At 65.8% G+C, this 17,191-nt stretch carries 16 protein-coding genes; 12 read left to right on the top strand and 4 right to left on the bottom strand.

Annotated elements, in window-relative coordinates; translation table 11 throughout:
* Positions 1 to 2 precede the first annotated feature (2 nt).
* The 9 genes from FJ471_RS04825 to FJ471_RS04785 all read left to right on the top strand — a co-directional run bounded on the left by FJ471_RS04825 (position 3) and on the right by FJ471_RS04785 (position 8,325).
* Positions 3 to 1,643, top strand: a complete 1,641-nt coding sequence (locus tag FJ471_RS04825; protein WP_140802024.1) for a dihydroxyacetone kinase subunit DhaK — start codon at positions 3 to 5, stop codon at positions 1,641 to 1,643.
* Between the two features lie 10 nt (positions 1,644 to 1,653).
* Complete coding sequence (dhaL, locus tag FJ471_RS04820; RefSeq protein ID WP_140802023.1) at positions 1,654 to 2,253, top strand: dihydroxyacetone kinase subunit DhaL; 600 nt, start codon at positions 1,654 to 1,656, stop codon at positions 2,251 to 2,253.
* Positions 2,253 to 2,642 carry a dihydroxyacetone kinase phosphoryl donor subunit DhaM gene (dhaM, locus tag FJ471_RS04815; RefSeq protein WP_140802022.1) on the top strand — a complete coding sequence of 130 codons (390 nt, stop codon included), beginning with the start codon at positions 2,253 to 2,255 and terminating at the stop codon, positions 2,640 to 2,642. Before dhaL ends, dhaM begins: the two co-directional genes overlap by 1 nt.
* A 19-nt stretch (positions 2,643 to 2,661) precedes the next feature.
* Positions 2,662 to 2,964: an HPr family phosphocarrier protein gene (locus FJ471_RS04810; RefSeq protein WP_140802021.1), complete on the top strand. Its 303-nt coding sequence runs from the start codon at positions 2,662 to 2,664 to the stop codon at positions 2,962 to 2,964.
* A 41-nt stretch (positions 2,965 to 3,005) separates the two neighbouring features.
* On the top strand, positions 3,006 to 4,580 hold the full coding sequence (gene ptsP / locus FJ471_RS04805; protein ID WP_140802020.1) for a phosphoenolpyruvate--protein phosphotransferase: 1,575 nt from the start codon (positions 3,006 to 3,008) through the stop codon (positions 4,578 to 4,580).
* 8 nt (positions 4,581 to 4,588) lie between these two features.
* The gene (locus tag FJ471_RS04800) at positions 4,589 to 5,020 is read left to right on the top strand and encodes a hypothetical protein (RefSeq protein ID WP_140802019.1); all 432 of its coding nucleotides are present in this window, start codon (positions 4,589 to 4,591) and stop codon (positions 5,018 to 5,020) included.
* 23 nt (positions 5,021 to 5,043) lie between these two features.
* Positions 5,044 to 6,030 (top strand): dihydroxyacetone kinase subunit DhaK, encoded by a 987-nt coding sequence (gene dhaK / locus FJ471_RS04795; protein WP_140802018.1) that lies wholly within the window; start codon positions 5,044 to 5,046, stop codon positions 6,028 to 6,030.
* Between the two features lie 277 nt (positions 6,031 to 6,307).
* Entirely contained in the window at positions 6,308 to 7,333 is a 1,026-nt protein-coding gene (locus FJ471_RS04790; protein ID WP_140802017.1) for a nucleotidyltransferase family protein, read from the top strand.
* Positions 7,334 to 7,341: 8 nt separating this feature from the next.
* Entirely contained in the window at positions 7,342 to 8,325 is a 984-nt protein-coding gene (locus FJ471_RS04785; protein WP_181179168.1) for a formyltransferase family protein, read from the top strand.
* Positions 8,326 to 8,331: 6 nt separating this feature from the next.
* Here FJ471_RS04785 and FJ471_RS04780 read toward each other — a convergent pair whose 3' ends face one another.
* The 3 genes from FJ471_RS04780 to FJ471_RS04770 are packed head-to-tail and all read right to left on the bottom strand — an operon-like array spanning position 8,332 to position 10,027.
* Complete coding sequence (locus FJ471_RS04780; protein WP_140802015.1) at positions 8,332 to 9,312, bottom strand: serine kinase; 981 nt, start codon at positions 9,310 to 9,312, stop codon at positions 8,332 to 8,334.
* Positions 9,309 to 9,740 carry a lasso peptide biosynthesis B2 protein gene (locus FJ471_RS04775; protein ID WP_140802014.1) on the bottom strand — a complete coding sequence of 144 codons (432 nt, stop codon included), beginning with the start codon at positions 9,738 to 9,740 and terminating at the stop codon, positions 9,309 to 9,311. Before FJ471_RS04775 ends, FJ471_RS04780 begins: the two co-directional genes overlap by 4 nt.
* Positions 9,740 to 10,027: a PqqD family protein gene (locus tag FJ471_RS04770; RefSeq protein WP_140802013.1), complete on the bottom strand. Its 288-nt coding sequence runs from the start codon at positions 10,025 to 10,027 to the stop codon at positions 9,740 to 9,742. Before FJ471_RS04770 ends, FJ471_RS04775 begins: the two co-directional genes overlap by 1 nt.
* Before the next feature lie 595 nt (positions 10,028 to 10,622).
* On the opposite strand from FJ471_RS04770, the gene FJ471_RS04760 reads away from it, so the two are divergent.
* The 3 genes from FJ471_RS04760 (at position 10,623) to FJ471_RS04750 (ending at position 14,581) form a co-directional block, all read left to right on the top strand.
* On the top strand, positions 10,623 to 12,530 hold the full coding sequence (locus tag FJ471_RS04760) for a propionyl-CoA synthetase (RefSeq protein ID WP_140802011.1): 1,908 nt from the start codon (positions 10,623 to 10,625) through the stop codon (positions 12,528 to 12,530).
* Between the two features lie 106 nt (positions 12,531 to 12,636).
* Positions 12,637 to 13,716: an acyltransferase gene (locus tag FJ471_RS04755; RefSeq protein WP_140802010.1), complete on the top strand. Its 1,080-nt coding sequence runs from the start codon at positions 12,637 to 12,639 to the stop codon at positions 13,714 to 13,716.
* A 151-nt stretch (positions 13,717 to 13,867) separates the two neighbouring features.
* Complete coding sequence (locus tag FJ471_RS04750) at positions 13,868 to 14,581, top strand: metallophosphoesterase (protein WP_246684611.1); 714 nt, start codon at positions 13,868 to 13,870, stop codon at positions 14,579 to 14,581.
* 62 nt (positions 14,582 to 14,643) lie between these two features.
* Here FJ471_RS04750 and FJ471_RS04745 read toward each other — a convergent pair whose 3' ends face one another.
* Positions 14,644 to 17,025 carry a polysaccharide biosynthesis tyrosine autokinase gene (locus FJ471_RS04745; protein ID WP_140802008.1) on the bottom strand — a complete coding sequence of 794 codons (2,382 nt, stop codon included), beginning with the start codon at positions 17,023 to 17,025 and terminating at the stop codon, positions 14,644 to 14,646.
* Between the last annotated feature and the right edge of the window lie 166 nt (positions 17,026 to 17,191).

Genomic DNA, 17,191 nt, shown 5'->3' with positions numbered 1-17,191 from the left:
CCATGAAGCACTTTTTCAACCGCAAGGACACGATCGTCACCGAGGCGCTCGACGGCTTTCTCGCCACGGCGGGGTCGGGCGCGCTCGCCCGCCTCGACGGCTATCCCGAGATCAAGGTCGTGCTGCGCGCCGACTGGGACAAGACGAAGGTGGCCGTGGTTTCAGGCGGCGGCGCCGGGCATGAACCCTCGCATGCCGGCTTCGTCGGCGCCGGCATGCTGACGGCGGCAGTCTCGGGCGAGATCTTCGCCTCGCCGAGCGTCGAAGCGGTGCTGGCGGCGATCCGCGCCACGACCGGCCCGGCCGGCTGCCTGCTGGTCGTCAAGAACTACACCGGCGACCGGCTCAATTTCGGCCTCGCCGCCGAAAAGGCGCGCGCCGAAGGCCTTGCGGTCGAGATGGTGATCGTCGGCGACGACATCGCGCTGCCCGACATCGCGCAGCCGCGCGGCGTCGCCGGCACGCTGTTCGTCCACAAGATCGCCGGTCACCTTTCCGAAAGCGGCCAGGACCTGGCGGCGGTCGCGGCCGCGGCGCGCGCGGCGGCCAAGGACATATTTTCGCTCGGCATCTCGCTGTCCTCCTGCTCGATCCCCGGGCAGGCGCATGAGGATCGCTTCGGCGCGGAGGATGGCGAGCTCGGCCTCGGCATCCATGGCGAGCCAGGCGTCGAGCGCATCGCGCTGCAGAGCGCCGGCGCATTCGTCGCCATCATGGCGGAGCGCCTCGCCGCGCGGCTCGATTCTGGCAGCCGCTATGCCTTGCTGATCAACAATCTCGGCTCGGTGCCGCCGCTCGAAATGTCCTTGATCGCCAACGCGGTGCTCGCCTCGCCGTTGGCGAAGGCCGTGGCACTGACGATCGGCCCCGGGCATCTGATGACGGCGCTCAACATGAACGGGTTCTCGCTGTCACTGCTCAAGCTGGATGCGAAACGCGAGGCGGCGCTGTTGGCTCCGGTCGGCCCGCATGCCTGGTTGCCGGCGAAGCCGGTTCGCGCGCCCGTCGTCGTGTCGATGGCAAGGCCCGCTGCCGGCGCAACGACCAAGCCCTCTAGCCCCGATGCGGCCGCCGAGCGACTGATAAGAGCCGTCTGCCAGAAGCTGATCTCGCTCGAAGAGCCGCTCAACGCGCTCGACGCCAAGGCAGGCGATGGCGACACCGGCTCGACCGTGGCGACGGGGGCGCGCAGCATCCTCGGGCGCATCGAGACGCTGCCGCTTGCCGATCGCGCCGCGACCGCCGCCGCGGTCGGCGATACGCTGGGCACATCGATGGGCGGCTCCAGCGGCGTGCTGTTGTCGATCTTCTTCACCGCCGCGTCGCAGTCGCTCGGCAGCGGCGCGTCGCTCAGCAAGGCTTTGCTCGCCGGGCTCGACCGGATGACCTTCTACGGCGGCGCCAAGATCGGCGACCGCACCATGGTCGATGCGCTGGAGCCGGCGCTGAAAGCCTTCGACGTGGCCGGACCGGAAGCGGCCGCCAAAGCGGCGCGACAAGGCGCCGAAGCAACCGCCGCCATGCGCAAGGCCAAGGCCGGCCGTTCCGCCTATATCGGCAGGCAGCTCGACGTTGCTGACCCCGGCGCCTTCGCGGTCGCCGAGGTCTTCACTGCCGTGGCAGTACTGTTCGCCCCGGCATGAAGGACGGACAATGGCCGCATTCGATTTCTCCCGACTGATCGCGGCGGCGGCCGATACGATCGCGGCGCATGCCGAGGAATTGACCGCGCTCGACCAGGCGATCGGCGACGGCGACCACGGGCTGAACATGAAGCGCGGCTTCGAGGCCGTGCGCGCCGAGGCGGACGCCTTCTCGGCGAAGCCGCTGCCCGAGGCGCTGAAAGCGGTGGGAACCAAACTGGTGATGACCGTGGGCGGCGCCTCCGGGCCTCTGTTCGGCACGTTGTTCATGGCGCTCGGCAAGGACCTGCCGGTTGCACCCGATCGAAACGGGCTGGCCGTGGCGCTGGGCAAGGCGATCGAGGCGGTCGCCGCGCGGGGTAAATCGCAAGTTGGCCAAAAAACCATGCTCGACGTGCTGCGGCCGGTGTATGAGGCGCTGGCGCAAGGCAAGACGGCTACCGAGATCGTCGATGCAGCCGACAGGGCTGCGGAGGCCACGGTGCCGATGAAGGCCCTGCGCGGGCGCGCCTCCTTCCTGGGAGAGCGCTCGATCGGGCATATGGACGCCGGAGCGCGCTCGACCGCGCTTCTGGTGCGCGCAGTCGCGGAAGCGATAGAGGGTATTTGATGAGCAATGTCGGTATCGTCATCGTGTCGCATTCGCCTTTGGTCGCCGAGGGCACGGCCGACATGGTGCGCCAGATGGTAGGCGACGAAGTGCCGCTTGCATGGTGCGGCGGAAACGGCCAAGGCGGGCTCGGCACCAGCGTCGAGGCGATCATGGGCGCGATCGACAAGGCCTGGTCGGAAGCGGGCGTCGCCATCCTGGTCGATCTTGGCGGTGCCGAGACCAACTCGGAGATGGCGGTCGAGATGATCGGCGAGCCGCGCTCGCACAGAATAGTCGTCTGCAACGCGCCGATCGTCGAAGGCGCGGTGATGGCGGCAACCGAATCCTCCGGCGGCGCCTCGCTCAAGGAAGTGGTGGCGACGGCGCATGAATTGTCGCCGTCGTGAACGAACGGGAACCGACTGAATGTCAGCATCCGCCGAAGCAACCGTCCTGATCACCCACGCGGTGGGCTTGCATGCGCGCCCTTCGGTGAAGTTCACCAAGCTCGCCAAGACGTTCGCGGCCGAGGTGGAGGTGGCGGTGGCGGCAAACGGCCCCTGGCTCGACGCCAAGAGCATCGTCAAGGTGATGGCGGCCAAGGCGCCGAAGGGCACCCTGCTGCATATCCGCGCCAAGGGCGACGGTGCTGCGCAGGCGGTCAAGGCGCTGGTCGATCTGGTGCAGCGCGACTTCGACGAGGACGCGGATCATGCCCGGTCCGCTTGAGACGGATCCGCATGCCCACAGGCCCGCAAGGAAAGCGAGCCATGCGGGTTGACGGTATTCCCGCCTCTCCCGGCTACGCCGAAGGCCCGCTGTTCGACCTGGACCAGCCGCCGGCCGCCTATCAAGGCAAAACAAACGCGACCGAGGAAAGAGCCGCGCTGGAAGGGGCGATCGGCAAGGCCGTCGGCCGGCTGGCTGCGTTGATCGAAACCGCCGATGGCGACGCCGCCGGCATCCTCGAATTCCACATCGCCATGCTGGAGGACGACGCGCTGAGCGGTCCGGCCATCGCGGCGATCGGTTCCGGGCAGCCGGCGGACGCCGCCTGGCGCGCGGCGCTCGACAGCGAGATCGCCGGCTACGAAGCATCGGACCAGGACTATTTTCGCGCCCGCGCGGCGGACCTGCGCGATATTCGCGACCAGGTGCTGCGGGCGCTGAGCGAGGACAGCGAAGCCGCGGCGCCCCCGGGCGCGATTCTCTGTGGCCAGGACATCGCGCCCACGCGCTTCCTCGAGACCGACTGGAGCACAGGCGGCGGCATCGCGCTCGAGCGTGGCAGCACCGCCAGCCATGTCGCCATGCTGGCGCGCTCGCGCGGCGTGCCGATGGTCGTCGGTCTGGGCGCCACGGCCCGACCGGTCACCGGCGACGCGCTGCTCGATGCCGAACGCGGCGGGATCGTCTTCTCGCCGTCGCCGGCCGAGATCGAAGCGTTCCGGCAATCGGCCGCCGCCTTCGCCGACCGCCAGGGCGCGGCAAAACCATTCCTGACGGAGCCGGCGGTGACCAAGGCCGGCACAGCGGTGCGCGTCCAGGTCAACATCGCCTACCCTTCCGACGTCGACGGCATCGATATCGCGACCTGCGACGGCGTCGGCCTGATGCGGACCGAATTCCTGTTCGGCAAGACATTGCCTGACGAGGAGACGCAGTACCGTGCCTACCGCAAGGTGCTGGAATGGGCCGGCGACAAGCCCGTGACGATCCGCACCGTCGATGCCGGCGGCGACAAGCCGTCGCCGGGTTTCACCGTCGAGGAGACCAACCCGTTCCTCGGCCTGCGCGGCATAAGGCTTTCGCTCAAGCGTCGCGATATCTTCCGCGTGCAGATCCGGGCATTGCTGCGCGCCGCCATCCACGGCAATCTGAAGGTGATGTTTCCGATGATCGCCACATCCGATGAATACAGCCAAGCCGCGGCGCTGTTCGCCGAAGAACAGGCAGCACTTGCGGCGCAGGGCGTCGCGCGCAAGCTGCCGCCGCTCGGCATCATGGTCGAGGTGCCGTCGGTGGCGCTGGCGCCCGAGGCCTTCGCCGATGTCGCCTTCTTCTCGATCGGCTCCAACGACCTGACGCAATATGTGATGGCGGCCGCGCGGGACAATGCGGCCGTGGCGCATCTGAACACCGTCCGTCACCCGGCGGTGCTGCGGCTGATCGCAGCCGTCGCCGCCTTCGGGCGCGACAAGGGAATCCCCGTCAGCCTGTGCGGTGACGCAGGCGGCGATCCGGCAGCCATCCCGGCGCTGCTTGAGGCCGGCCTGCGCGACCTGTCGGTCGCCCCCGCGCAACTCGCCATGGCCAAGGCGGCCATTGCGGACGTTCCGGTATAGAACGCGTCATGGCCGGGACCGAGAAGATACCGGAAGCCGGCTCGGAAGAGGCGATCCGCGCCTATAAGACGATCCTGTCGCAGGTCATCGACCAGCGCCCGTCGGGCATGCGGCAACGCCTGGCCGATGCGCTCGGCAAGCACCGCAGCTTCGTCACGCAGATTTCCAGCCCGGCCTATTCGATCCCGATCCCGTCAAAGCATCTGCCGTCCATCTTTTCCGTCTGCCATTTCAGCCAGGCCGAGCGCGACCAGTTCATGGCCGCCTATCACCAGGCGCATCCCGGCAAGGTGCCCGCGACCTCCGGTCCGCGCAGGACACGCCATGTCTCGCTCATCGTGCCGGATTTCGGCGACGATAGGCAGAACGCCGCGCTCGACCGGGCGATCAACGAATTCATCCAGAAAATAACCAGCATCGCCGGCAAGGGCAGCGGCTAGAGCGGGAGCATGGGAGGACTGCCATGAAGAAATTCATCAATTCGGTGGACACGGTCCTGGCTGAAAGCCTCGATGGCTTTGCGGCCGCTCATGCCGATATCCTCGTGCTGGGCGACGACCACAAATTCATCCGCCGCATAGCGCTGAAGCCCGGCAAGGTGGCGCTGATCTCCGGCGGCGGCTCCGGCCACGAGCCGCTGCATGGCGGCTTCGTCGGCCATGGCATGCTGGACGCCGCCTGCCCCGGCCAGGTGTTCACCTCGCCAACGCCGGATCAGATGCTGGCGGCCGTGCAGGCCGTCGACACCGGCGCCGGCTGCCTGTTCATCGTCAAGAACTACGAAGGCGATGTGATGAACTTCGACATGGCGGCCGAGATGGCGGACGGCGTGCTGCAAGTGGTGACCAATGACGACGTCGCGGTCGAGAACTCGTCCTACACGACCGGGCGGCGCGGCGTGGCCGGCACGCTGGTGGTGGAAAAGATCGTCGGCGCCGCGGCCGAGCAAGGCATGGCGCTGCCCGCGCTCAAGGCGCTGGGCGAGCGCGTCAACGCCGCGACACGCTCGATGGGCGTGGCGCTGACCAGCGGTACGGTGCCCGCCGCCGGCAAGCCGACCTTCGAGATCGGCGACGGCCAGATGGAGTTCGGCGTCGGCATCCATGGCGAACCCGGCCGGCGACGCGACACGTTGAAAAGCGCCGATGCCATCGCCGAGGAGGTCTGCGCGGCAATCGCCGGTGATCTCGGCGACCGCGCCAAAGGGCCGGCGCTGCTGCTCGTCAACGGCTTCGGCGGCACGCCGTCGATGGAGCTCTATCTGATGTACAACAGCGCCCGCAAAATGTTCGAGAAACAGGGGGTGGTGGTTGTCCGCTCGCTGGTCGGGTCTTACGTGACCTCGCTCGACATGGCCGGATGCTCGATCACGCTGACGATGCTCGACGACGATACCGCGGCGCTATGGGACGCGCCGGTGCATACGGCGGCGCTGCGCTGGGGAATTTAGCCGGCGTCAGCCGAGGCTGAGCGGCGAATTCCGGGCTAGACCGGTGTTTTCGAGGCGGCCACCACGGTGGGCAGCCTGCCTGCCTTGCGCAAAACCGGCGCTTGATACGGCTTCTTGGTCATTTCATGCCTCCGACTTCAGATTGTAAGGATGCGGCAAAGCTATTGGCACTGTCAATTCATGCGCGGGCTTTGCCCTCGCGCTGCTGGCATCCCTGATGCTTTTCTGCAACCATGCCCGCCATATTTGTCTTCCAGGAACGAACCCCGACAGATCTATGCTGCCTTCTCTTGCGCCTGCCGATGAGAAACTGCTGCTGACCTTCGCCGACCCCGAGGCATCGGCCGCCATTGGCAATGGTCTTGCGGCCAAAACCCTGCTGGCGCTGCTCGCCAACGCGGAGTTCCACGGCGTGCTGCCGATCATGCTGCGCAAACTCCGGGAGATCGGCGACGCCCGACTGCCGCAGGACGCAGCGCTGCAGCGGAAATTGTCGGAATTGCGCGACGGAGCGACAATGGCAACCGGTCAGTCGATGTTGCTGCAGTATCACGGCGACCGCATCATGAAAGCGCTGGCTGCGAAAGGCGTGCCGGCCCGGATCGTCAAGGGACCGGTGTTCGCACGCAAGCTCTATCGCCAGGTCGCGGACCGTCCCTTCACCGACATCGACATCCTCGTCGAGCCTACCAGCATCGAGGCGGCCAACCGGACGATCGGCGAATGCGGCTTCGAGCTTGGAAGCGACGAGGCCGAGTCGCACGAATTGCAGGAGTTCAAATGGCTGGAGAAAGAGAACTCCAGCCTGCTGATCGAGTTGCATGGCAATCTTGTGCATGACACCGGTATGCGCCGGCGCTTGTCGCTCGGATTTCGGGAACTGCAGACAATCGACGACGGCGAGACCGACACGCCGGCCTCACTGCTCACCATCGCCATCGTCCATGCCGCCGGCGGCCACAAATTCCACCGGCTGCAGCTCTGCGTGGATGTGCTGCAAGGCGTGCGGGCGCTGAAATCGCCGGAAGAGGAAGCGCGCCTGCTCGAGGCCGCCCGCATGACCGGCATCGAGCTCGAGCTGGCCACGGTCCTCAACGTCACCGGGCACCTTTTCGGCGCGCCACGCGCGATCGAGCTTGCCAACCGCATCAAGCCGGACCTCTCGATACGGTTGGCGAAATGGCTGATCACCGGCAACATGCTGCTTCGGGTCAATACCCGCGAAAAGCTGCGCTCGCGCCTCAGCCGCGATGCCTTCCGCTGGGTGCAGAGGCTGGCGCGGCCGCGACCGTATCCAGCCTGAGTCTCGGCATGGAGAAGCCGCTCTCGGCCGTGTTCGTCACCGAGGTTTCTTCCGTCACCGGGCCGATGCTTGCGCGTTGGGCAAATAACGGCCACAGGATTGCGGCTGTGGTGGTGCCAGGCCCACGTACCGCCAAACGCCGCAGCTTCAGCGTCCTGCGCCGTCGCCTGCGGCGCAGGCTTGCGTTGAGGTCTCATCTCGGACACGCTGTGCCCCCGCTGATCGAATTCAGCCCGCCCTATGACTGGGCTACGCTCGGGCCGCGGCTCAGCGCGCCTGGCGCCGATGTCTTGATCTGTTTCGGCTACGGCAGGCTGATTCCGCAAACCGCGCTGGAGCTGTTTCCAAAAGGCGGCCTCAACCTGCATCCCGCGCTTCTGCCGCACTATCGCGGCCCGAATCCGATTCACCGGCTAACTATCGACCAAATGCATGACGCGCATGGCGGCATGACCTTGCACAGGATGACGTCCGGCTTCGATGAAGGCGATATCCTGGCACAGGTCGGTTTTGCAGCGGAGGACTGGCGCTCGGCCGCAACGGTGAACCGGGCCGTGGCCGACGCGATGGCCGTGCTCGCGGCGGATATTGCGCCTGAGTTTTGCCGTGGCAGGCTTGCCGGATCGCCCCAGCCTGACGGGGCATATGTCTGGGCGCGTATCGAGCGCGGTCCGTTGATCGTCGGCAGGCAATCGCCAGGCGACCATGTCGCGCGGCTGTGCCGGATCGTCGGGTCGAGCGTGCCGGTCAGTGTCCTGATCAATGGAAAGCCGGTTCGGTTGGCTCAGCCGATCCGTCGCCTGGGGCCGCCCACCGGCGAAGCGGCGAAATTCCGATGGGGATTGGTGGAGTTCGATTGCGCCGACGCGCGCGTCGTGCATCTGGCCTACAACAAGCTTTCCCGGCTGTTGATGCGATGGAAGGCGAAGCGTTATCCGGCTCGACAAGAGCCACGATCCTTCGACATCAGGCGCTTCGGCGCGAAGGACTGACGCGCCTCAGCCCTGCACCGCAGCGCGGATCAGCGCCGCCGCCTCGACCGGCCTCGCCCCGATTTCCAGCGTGAAGGTCGGCACCCTCTTGACCAGCGCAGCAATCGCCGCCATCCGCCTTTTCTGCACCGACAGCAGGCCAGTCATGCCGGTCCTGACATTGTCCGTGGCCAGCGCCACCATGGCGTCGGTCCTGGCCATCGGCAGCAACCGGGTCTCGGTGTCCGCCGAACGCGCAAGATGCAGGAGGGCAACGACGGGTCTGGGGCGCACATCCTCGACGCGGATGATTTCGCCGAGGCGGTCCAGCGAAACGGATTGCTCGCCCTCGGCGTCCCATGTCTCCCCCAGGCAGGGCGACACGAAAGGCAGCATCGCGGCAGTGTGGCGATGGACCTTCACCTTGCGCGGCATGCCCCAGGCCGTGATGCCATCGGCTGTCGTCTTCAGGATCATGACGTCGTCCGAGCAGAGACCGAAGCCCTGAGAGGCGAGCGCCAGCGACGTCGTCGACTTGCCGGTGCCGCTCGGCGCGTGGATCAGCACGAGCGCCTCGCTGTCCGGCAGCGTCAGGCCGGCCGTGTGCAGCATATGCTGGCCGTCGGCATCGAGCGCTGCATCCAGCACCATCATCAGCAGAGTCCACTTGATCTTGCTGTCCGGATGGAGACGGATTTGGGCTCGGCCCTCGCCGTCGTGGATCGACACGGTCTGCTGGCCTGGGAAAACCAGATGGAAGACGCTTCCGGCGTCGATCATGCGGCAATGGCCGTCCAGCGGCACTTCGCCGTCGAAAGCCAGCTTTCCTTGGGGATTCTCCTGCAACTCGAGCGTTTCGACGATGTCGATGCGAAAGCCGGGCTGGACAGCTGCTTCCACACGCAACGTCCCGAGCATCAGGTCGAAATTCGGCCAGAGATCGGCGCGCGCGGCGGTGATGCCTATGACCTGGCCGTTGAGGTCGTAGCGGAAAGTCTGGTCGCTCAAGCGGCTGTCGCCTTCGTCCTGGCCGGGTGGCGGTAGATCTCCACCATGCCGGGCTGGCTGTCGCTGACCACCGGCTTGCCGTCGAGGCAGACCCAGCAATGCGCCGACAGGCGGGGTTCTTGCATCGACTTGGCGTCGACGCCGAAACGCAACTCCGGGTCGAGACCGGCCATGCGCAGAAAGCGAAAACCGAGCAGACCTTCCCGAAGGCATCTGCGGTCGCGCATCAACCAGGGGCGCCGCACCGTTCGTTTGACGCGCTGCACGATGTAGGTCCAGGGCAAGTCGCGATAAGGCGCAGGCGACTGCAACGGCGCCAGTTTCAACACGCTTTCGAAATCGCGCCTTCCGACCAGCACCGGCATCAGCCTGGCGCTGAACCACAAATGAACGCGGAACAGGACGCGCAGGACCGGTCCGTCGGCCATCACGCGCCCGGGTCGGCGAGGATGCCTTCGGCCACCAGCTCGGCGGCCAATGCGGTCATGTCCTCGTCGAGCGTTGCCTTGTCGACCTCGAATTCGTCCGACAGCAGGTCGACGATCTGGTCGAGGTTGCGCGCACCATCGACCTTGCCTAGGAAAGCCTCGGTCGTGTCGTTGCAGGTGTAAAGCTGGCCGCTGCGGGCCAGAAGCACGACGGCGCCATCGCCGACATGCTGCACGGACGCGTCGTCCGCCATCCGCAGCACCGTTTCAGAGCCGATTTCAGCCATCCGCCCGCTCCCTTCGCTCAAGAGCAATTAGCGCGGCACCGCGAGGCTGTCCATCGCCGTGAGTGACGGTACCTAGGCGGGTTGCGACCTATCAGCCGCTCGGACCCGTCGGGCCGCTTGAATTGCCCGCCGCGAGAATCGACAACTTCCCGCGTTTGGTCAGCACCGGCTTCTCATAAATCCGCTTCATGAAATTCCCTCGATTCCACATCCGAAAGCGATGGCCGGCTCCCTGCCCGCCACGGGGCGAATATTAGCGAGGTCTTGCCTTCCTGTCCTTAGGTAAGCTATGAGTCCGCCGGGCTTTGGGGAGTGATCTGTATGCGTTACAATTGGGAACGGGCTCCGACGGCGTTCGAGCGCCATCGGAAGGCGCTTGCGGCGGCTATCCTGATCGCCGGCGGCGTCGGGTTGATGTTGGCGGCGCTGCCGCTTTAAGCCAGCCGATATCGCGGATTGTGACGGCGACGTCTCCAGGCAGGCGCCGAACGGAGCCGTTTGGCGGCGATGTCGACCAAAATGCAGGAAGACATGGCCGGCAAGAACGACTTAGGCTATTCCCAGGCAGCAAAACGTTCCTGGGGAGGAAGACCACATGGCTTCACGCTACCACGAAGTCTATGAGGGCTGGAAACGCGACCCCATAGGGTTCTGGGCCGAGGCGGCGAAGGCGATCGACTGGTATACGCCGGCCGACAAGGTCTTCGATCCGACGGCAGGCGTCTACGGCCGCTGGTTCACCGGCGCCACCTGCAACACCTGCTACAACGCAATCGACCGCCATGTCGCCGGCGGACGCGCCGGCCAGCTGGCGCTGATCCATGACAGCGCGATCACCGGCACGATCCGGACATTCACCTATGCCGAATTGAAGCGCGAGGTCGTCGCATTGGCCTCGGTGCTCAGGCATCGCGGCATCGGCAAGGGCGACCGCGTCATCATCTACATGCCGATGGTGGCCGAAGCGGCCATCGCCATGCTCGCCTGCGCGAGGCTGGGCGCCGTGCATTCGGTGGTGTTCGGCGGCTTCGCCTCGCATGAGCTCGCTACCCGCATCGACGACGCCAAGCCGAAGCTGATCATCACCGCCTCCTGCGGGCTCGAGCCCGGACGCGTCGTCGCCTACAAGCCCTTGCTCGACAAGGCGATCGAGGTGTCGAAGCACAAGCCCGACGCCTGCCTCATCCTGCAGCGCGAGCAGCTGCGCTGCGAGATGAAGGACAATTACGATTTCGACTATGCCGATGCGGTCGCCCGCGAGCGCGCCGCCGGCGCCAATGTCGACTGCGTGCCGGTGCTGGCCACCGATCCGCTCTACATCATCTACACCTCCGGCACGACCGGCCAGCCGAAAGGCATCGTGCGCGACAATGGCGGCCACATGGTCGCGCTGAAATGGACCATGGACAACGAATTCGGCGTCAAGCCCGGCGAAGTGTTCTGGGCTGCGTCGGATGTCGGCTGGGTGGTCGGCCATTCCTACATCGTCTACGCGCCGCTTCTGCATGGCTGCACCAGCGTGCTGTTCGAGGGCAAACCGATCGGCACGCCGGACGCCGGCACCTACTGGCGGGTGATCTCGCAGCATGGCGTGGTGGCGCTGTTCACCGCGCCGACGGCGTTCCGCGCCATCAAGGGCCAGGACCCCAAGGGCGAGTTCGTGCCGAAATACGACCTTTCGAAGTTCCGCACGCTGTTCCTGGCCGGCGAGCGCGCCGACCCCGAAACCATCAAATGGGCCGAGCAGAAGCTCGACCGGCCGGTTGTCGACCATTGGTGGCAGACCGAGACCGGCTCGCCGATGACGATCAATCCGGCGGGCCTGGGGCTGCTGCCGGTGAAATACGGCTCGCCCGGCGTGCCGATGCCCGGTTACGACATCCGCATCCTCGACGATGCCGGCCACGAGGTGACGCGCGGCACGCTCGGCAATGTCGTGGTCAAGCTGCCGCTGCCCGCCGGCTGCCTGCCGACGCTGTGGAATGCCGATGCCCGCTTCCGCCAGGCCTACCTGGAAGAGTTCCCCGGTTACTACAAGACGGCCGATGCCGGCATGATGGACGAGGACGGCTATCTCTACGTCATGGCCCGCACCGACGACATCATCAACGTCGCCGGCCACCGGCTCTCGACCGGAGCCATGGAAGAGGTGCTGGCGGCGCATCCCGATGTCGCAGAATGCGCGGTCATAGGCATTGCCGATGCCATGAAGGGCCAGGTGCCGCTCGGCTTCGTCGTGCTCAATGCAGGCGTGTCGCGCGATACCGGCGCGATCGAAGGCGAGGTCGTAGGGCTGGTGCGCGAGCGCATCGGCCCGGTCGCCGCCTTCAAGACGGTGGTGACGATCAAGCGGCTGCCCAAGACCCGCTCCGGCAAGATCCTGCGCGGCACGATGCAGAAGATCGCCGACAAGGAGGCATGGACGATGCCGGCGACCATCGACGACCCTGTGATCCTCGACGAGATCACTGCAGTGCTGAAGGGCCGCGGCATCGGGGTGTAGACGCAAGACGGCAAAGCGGCGAATTTCTCCCGCAGCGCAATCGTCTGTTGTGCAATGCAGCAATAGCGCCTAGACTTCGCGTGGGGGGCCATACCGAAAGCACGGCATGGCTCAGCACAAGACGACATTCGGCGGCGTCGACATCCTGCGTTTCCTGGCCGCCGTCATGGTGATGTTTTATCATTATGGTTTCTGGGTCTGGTCCTTCCCCGACGGCATTTCGGCGCGCGCCACCGGCGGCATCCCGCCCCATCCCGAGATGGCCTTTGCCGGCTCCGGCTGGGTCGGCGTGCAGGTGTTCTTCGTCATCAGCGGCTTCGTCATCGCCTTCAGCGCCGAGAACGCCACGTCGCTGAAATTCTTCGAGGCGCGCTTCAGGCGGCTGGTGCCGGCAGTGTGGATCTGCGCGCCGTTCACCGCGATCGTCCTGCTTATGGTGGGCCTCTCCTGGCCGACGGACGCCGTGATCCGCCTCGTCCGCACGGGGCTGTTCGTGCCCTTCGAGCCATGGGTGGACAGCGTCTACTGGACGCTCGGCATCGAGATCGCGTTCTATGCGATCGTCTGGGTGCTGCTGCGGCTCGGTCGCTTCGACCTGATGGAGACCGTGGCCATCGTCATCGGCCTCGTCAGCACATTGTTCTGGTGCGCCTATTTCGCCTTCGGCTGGACCGATCTCGCCGAGACGCGCTGGCTGCAGCTGACGCTGGTGCATCACGGCGCATTCTTCGCCGTCGGCGTGCTTCTGTGGCTGATGCGCTTCAAGGCGATAACCCTGCCGCGCCTTGCCTTCGCGGCCCTGTTCCTGCTCGGGGGCGCGCTGCAGATCGCGAGCTCGGTCGACGTGCACGCCGTCAAGGTGGAAGCCGCGATGCCCTACGCGACGCCGATCATCATCTTCCTCACGGCGGTCGCCCTGATGGCCTGGTCGCTGCGCCTAGACCTTTCCTGGCGCGGCTGGCGGCGCATCGGGCTGATGACCTATCCGCTCTATCTCATCCACGATGTCGTCGGCGCGGCGATGCTCGGCGCCCTGACGCGCGCCGGCGTGCCCTATCTGGCCGCCATTCCCATTGTCGGCGCCGCCATGATCGCGGTGAGCTGGCTGATCGCGGCCGAAGCCGAGCCGCGCGTCCGGCTGCTCTTCGACCACACGCTGTTCCGCTATCGGTTGAAGGCCGCCTGACGACCGCGGCCGCCGAGCACGCGCCGGTGTGGAATTGTTTGCATTCGGCATGATATCGAGGCGCAAATCAGTGCAAGCATTCGAGCCTCAATCCGTGAGCCTGTTCCAACGATCGAGACGTCCTCGACCCGCTCCACGCGAGCGCCTTGTCATGGATATGCGCGACACGGTCGTCTACGCGATCGGCGACGTGCATGGCTGCTATGACGAACTGCGCGCGCTGGAAGGAAAAATCCAGCTCGACGCGCAGCGGTTCCGCGGCCGCAAGATCATCATCATGCTGGGCGACTATATCGACCGCGGACCGAATTCGCGGCGCGTGATCGAACATCTGATGGCGTCGCCGCCGAAAGGCTTTCAGCGCGTCTGCCTCGTGGGCAACCATGAGGTCGCGCTGCTCCTCTATCTGGACGGCCATCTTTCGCGCGAACCCTGGCTCGGCTATGGCGCCCGCGAAACCTTGTTCTCCTACGGCGTCGACCCGGATCGCCTGACAAGTCTCTACGGTTCGGGCGAGCAGGCGGACGCGCGCATCCGCGAGGCCATTCCCGCCGGCCATGTCGACTTCCTGCGCACGCTGCCGGCGATGATCTGCTCCGACCAATTCGTCTTCGTGCATGCCGGCATCCGGCCCGGCATCGCGCTCGAGGCGCAAGACGAAGGCGACCTCCTCAACATCCGCGAAGAGTTCTTCCAGGCGGCGCACCGCCTCGACCGCTGGGTGGTGCACGGTCACACGATCGTCGACGCCCCGACGCTCGACGGGCGCCGACTCGACATCGACACCGGCGCCTTTCAAACGGGGCGGCTGACCGCGCTCAGGATCGTCGGCAAATACGGCCGGCTGCTGTCTTCACAGGATTAGGGCGGCACGCCATTTCAGGCTGAGCCGCCCCGTGTCCTTGTTTTTCCAACCGTAAGGCCGCCTCAAGCAGCTTGTTTGGCGCGCGATTCCGACTTATCCAGATAGTAGGTCGAATAGCGGTCGAAGAACCTTTCCGAGCCGCCGAGTGAGCCGTATTTGGCCAGCTTCTTCAGATCGACCTTGTTGAGCACCGCGCCGATCACCTTGTTGGCGATATAGGGCTCTGATTCCAGCATCGAACGCACCATGTTGCGCGGCGTGCGGCCCCATTCGGTGACCATCACGAAGCCGTCGACCAGCGGCGCGAAGGCCTTGGCGTCGACGACGGGCCCGAGCGGCGGCAGGTCGACGATGATGTATTCGAACGTCTCCTTGGCGTTCTCGATGAAACGCCGCATGCCGGCCGAGCCCAGAAGCTCGCTGGTGTGCGAGAACTGACCGCGCAGCACGGCCGGAATGATCGCAAGCTTGGTCTGGCGGTCGACCTTGCCGACCGACTGCCAGGTCTGGCCGTTGACCACCGCCTCCATCAAGCCCTGCTCGGTCTCCATGCCGAGGCTGCGGCTCAAGCCCGGATTGCGCAGGTCGCCGTCGATGAGCAGGGTCCTGGCGCCGTTGGCGGCGAGCAGGCCGGCGAGGTTCGCGGCCACCGTCGACTTGCCTTCCCCAGGCAGCACCGAAATGACGCCGATGACCCGGCTGCCGCGGTCTTCCATCACGACGTCGAAGGCGATCTTGGCGTTGCGCAGCGTCTCGGCGAACATCGAGGCCGGGGCGTCGATGCTGACGCGCATGCGCGCCCGTTTCTCGGCCGCGGAGAGGCTGGCGACCTTGCCGTCGGCCGGCAGGTCGTCGGGCTTGGAATCCCTTGCCTTGCCGCCGCCGATCGTCGGCAGGTAGCCGAGGAATTTCAGGCCGACGCGGTCACGGATGTCCTCGCCCGTCCTGAAGAACCGCTCGTTGAACTCGTTGAGGCCGCCGAAGCCGGCGCCAAGCATCAGGCCGAGCACCAGCGACAGCGACAGCACGCGCAAGGTGCGCGGGCTGGAAGCCGCGAGCGGCATCGTCGCGTCGGAAATGATGCGGACCTTGCCGACCGGGAAGGACTGCTGCTGCGAGGCCTCCTCATAGCGGCTGAGGAAGGTCTGGTAGAGCGTGGTCAACGCCTGGGCCTGCTGGTCGAGCTCCTTCAGCTTCACCTGCGACTGGTTGTCGATCGAGCTCTTGCCGGCGGCGGTGGAAATCTTGTCGCGCAGCGCCGTCTCGCGCGCCTGCGCCACTTCGAAATCGTTGCGGTAGCTTTCGGTGAGCTGCTTCAGCTGGCCGAAGATCTGCGCCGAGACATCGGCCTTTTCCTTGGTCAGCGCGACCGCCTGCGGGTGGTCCTTGCCGAAATTCGTCTCGACGTCCTGAAGGCGCTTGGCGATGGCCAGATAGCGGGTCTTGAGCGCGATGATGACCGAGCTGCTCGGCTGGTCGGCGCCGATGGCCGAATCGTTGAAGGCGCTTTCGGAGCCGCTGTCGACGATCGCCTTGTATTGCTGATAGCGGGCGCTGGCCCTGGCGGTATCGGCCTGGGCGACGATGAGCTGGGCGTTGAGGTCGGCGAGCTGCTTGTCGCTCAGCAACTGGCCGTCGCTGTTGGCGGAGAGCCCGTGCTCGGCCCTGAACTTCTCGACCGCCATCGCTGCCTGCTGTGAGCTTTCGCGCAATTCGGTGAGCCTGCCCTGCAGCCACAAGGCCGCGCGTTCGGTGGCGTCGAAGCTGGCGTTGAGCTGGTCGGCCAGATAGGCATCGGCATAGGCCTTGGTGATGGCCGTGGCCAGTGCGGGATCGGGCGCCTGGTAGCCGATGGAAAGCACGTAGCTGCGGCCGTTGCGCTGCGCCAGCACCTCGCTCTGCAGCTTCAGCACCGCATAGTCGTGGCGCGCCGTCCTGATCATGGCCTGGCGCGTCGCCTCGTCGACATTCTGCATGCCGGGGATGTCATCGGCCGAGCTGCCGCGGAAATAGCCGACCACGCCGCGCAGGAAGCCGACGCCCTTGGCAAGGGCCGATTGCGGCGGGTTCATGAATGCGTCGTTCTGGTCGAGCTTCAGCTTGTCGACCACCACCGACGCCAGCCGTGCGGAGGTGAGAATCTCGACCTGGCTGAGAAAGGAAGCGTCGGTCTGAACGGTTTGCGACGCCGCCGAAATGTCGTCGACGACCTTGTTCAGGCCCTCGTCGATCAGGACGCTCGCCACGGACATGTATTGCTTGGGAGTGGTCTGCAGATAGATCACGCCCAGGAACAGGCCGATGATGGCGCAGACCGCCACCACCTTGGCCTGTCGGGCGGCCATGCCAAGCAGACGCTCGACATCGATGAAGTCTTCACCCTTTTCCGGATCGGTACTGGGCAAGGGCATCCTCTTGTCGAGAGGGAAGTTGGCATAGTTCATCTTCGGTCCAATTCCAGGTTGCAGGCGCTATCGGCCTTGGTAGATCGGCGTCGTGACCAGAAAAGACCGCGCAACGTCGTTGCCAGGATGCGCCGGGCCGGAAGGCCCGGGCGCTTGTATGGCTGTCGCGCCATCGCGGGTTCGCATATGCACCCGAAACATGGGC

The sequence above is a fragment of the Mesorhizobium sp. B2-7-1 genome, assembly GCF_006440735.1.
Lineage (GTDB): Bacteria > Pseudomonadota > Alphaproteobacteria > Rhizobiales > Rhizobiaceae > Mesorhizobium.
Note: the sequence above shows the minus strand (reverse complement) of the source record. Positions and strands in the feature narration are given on the sequence as shown.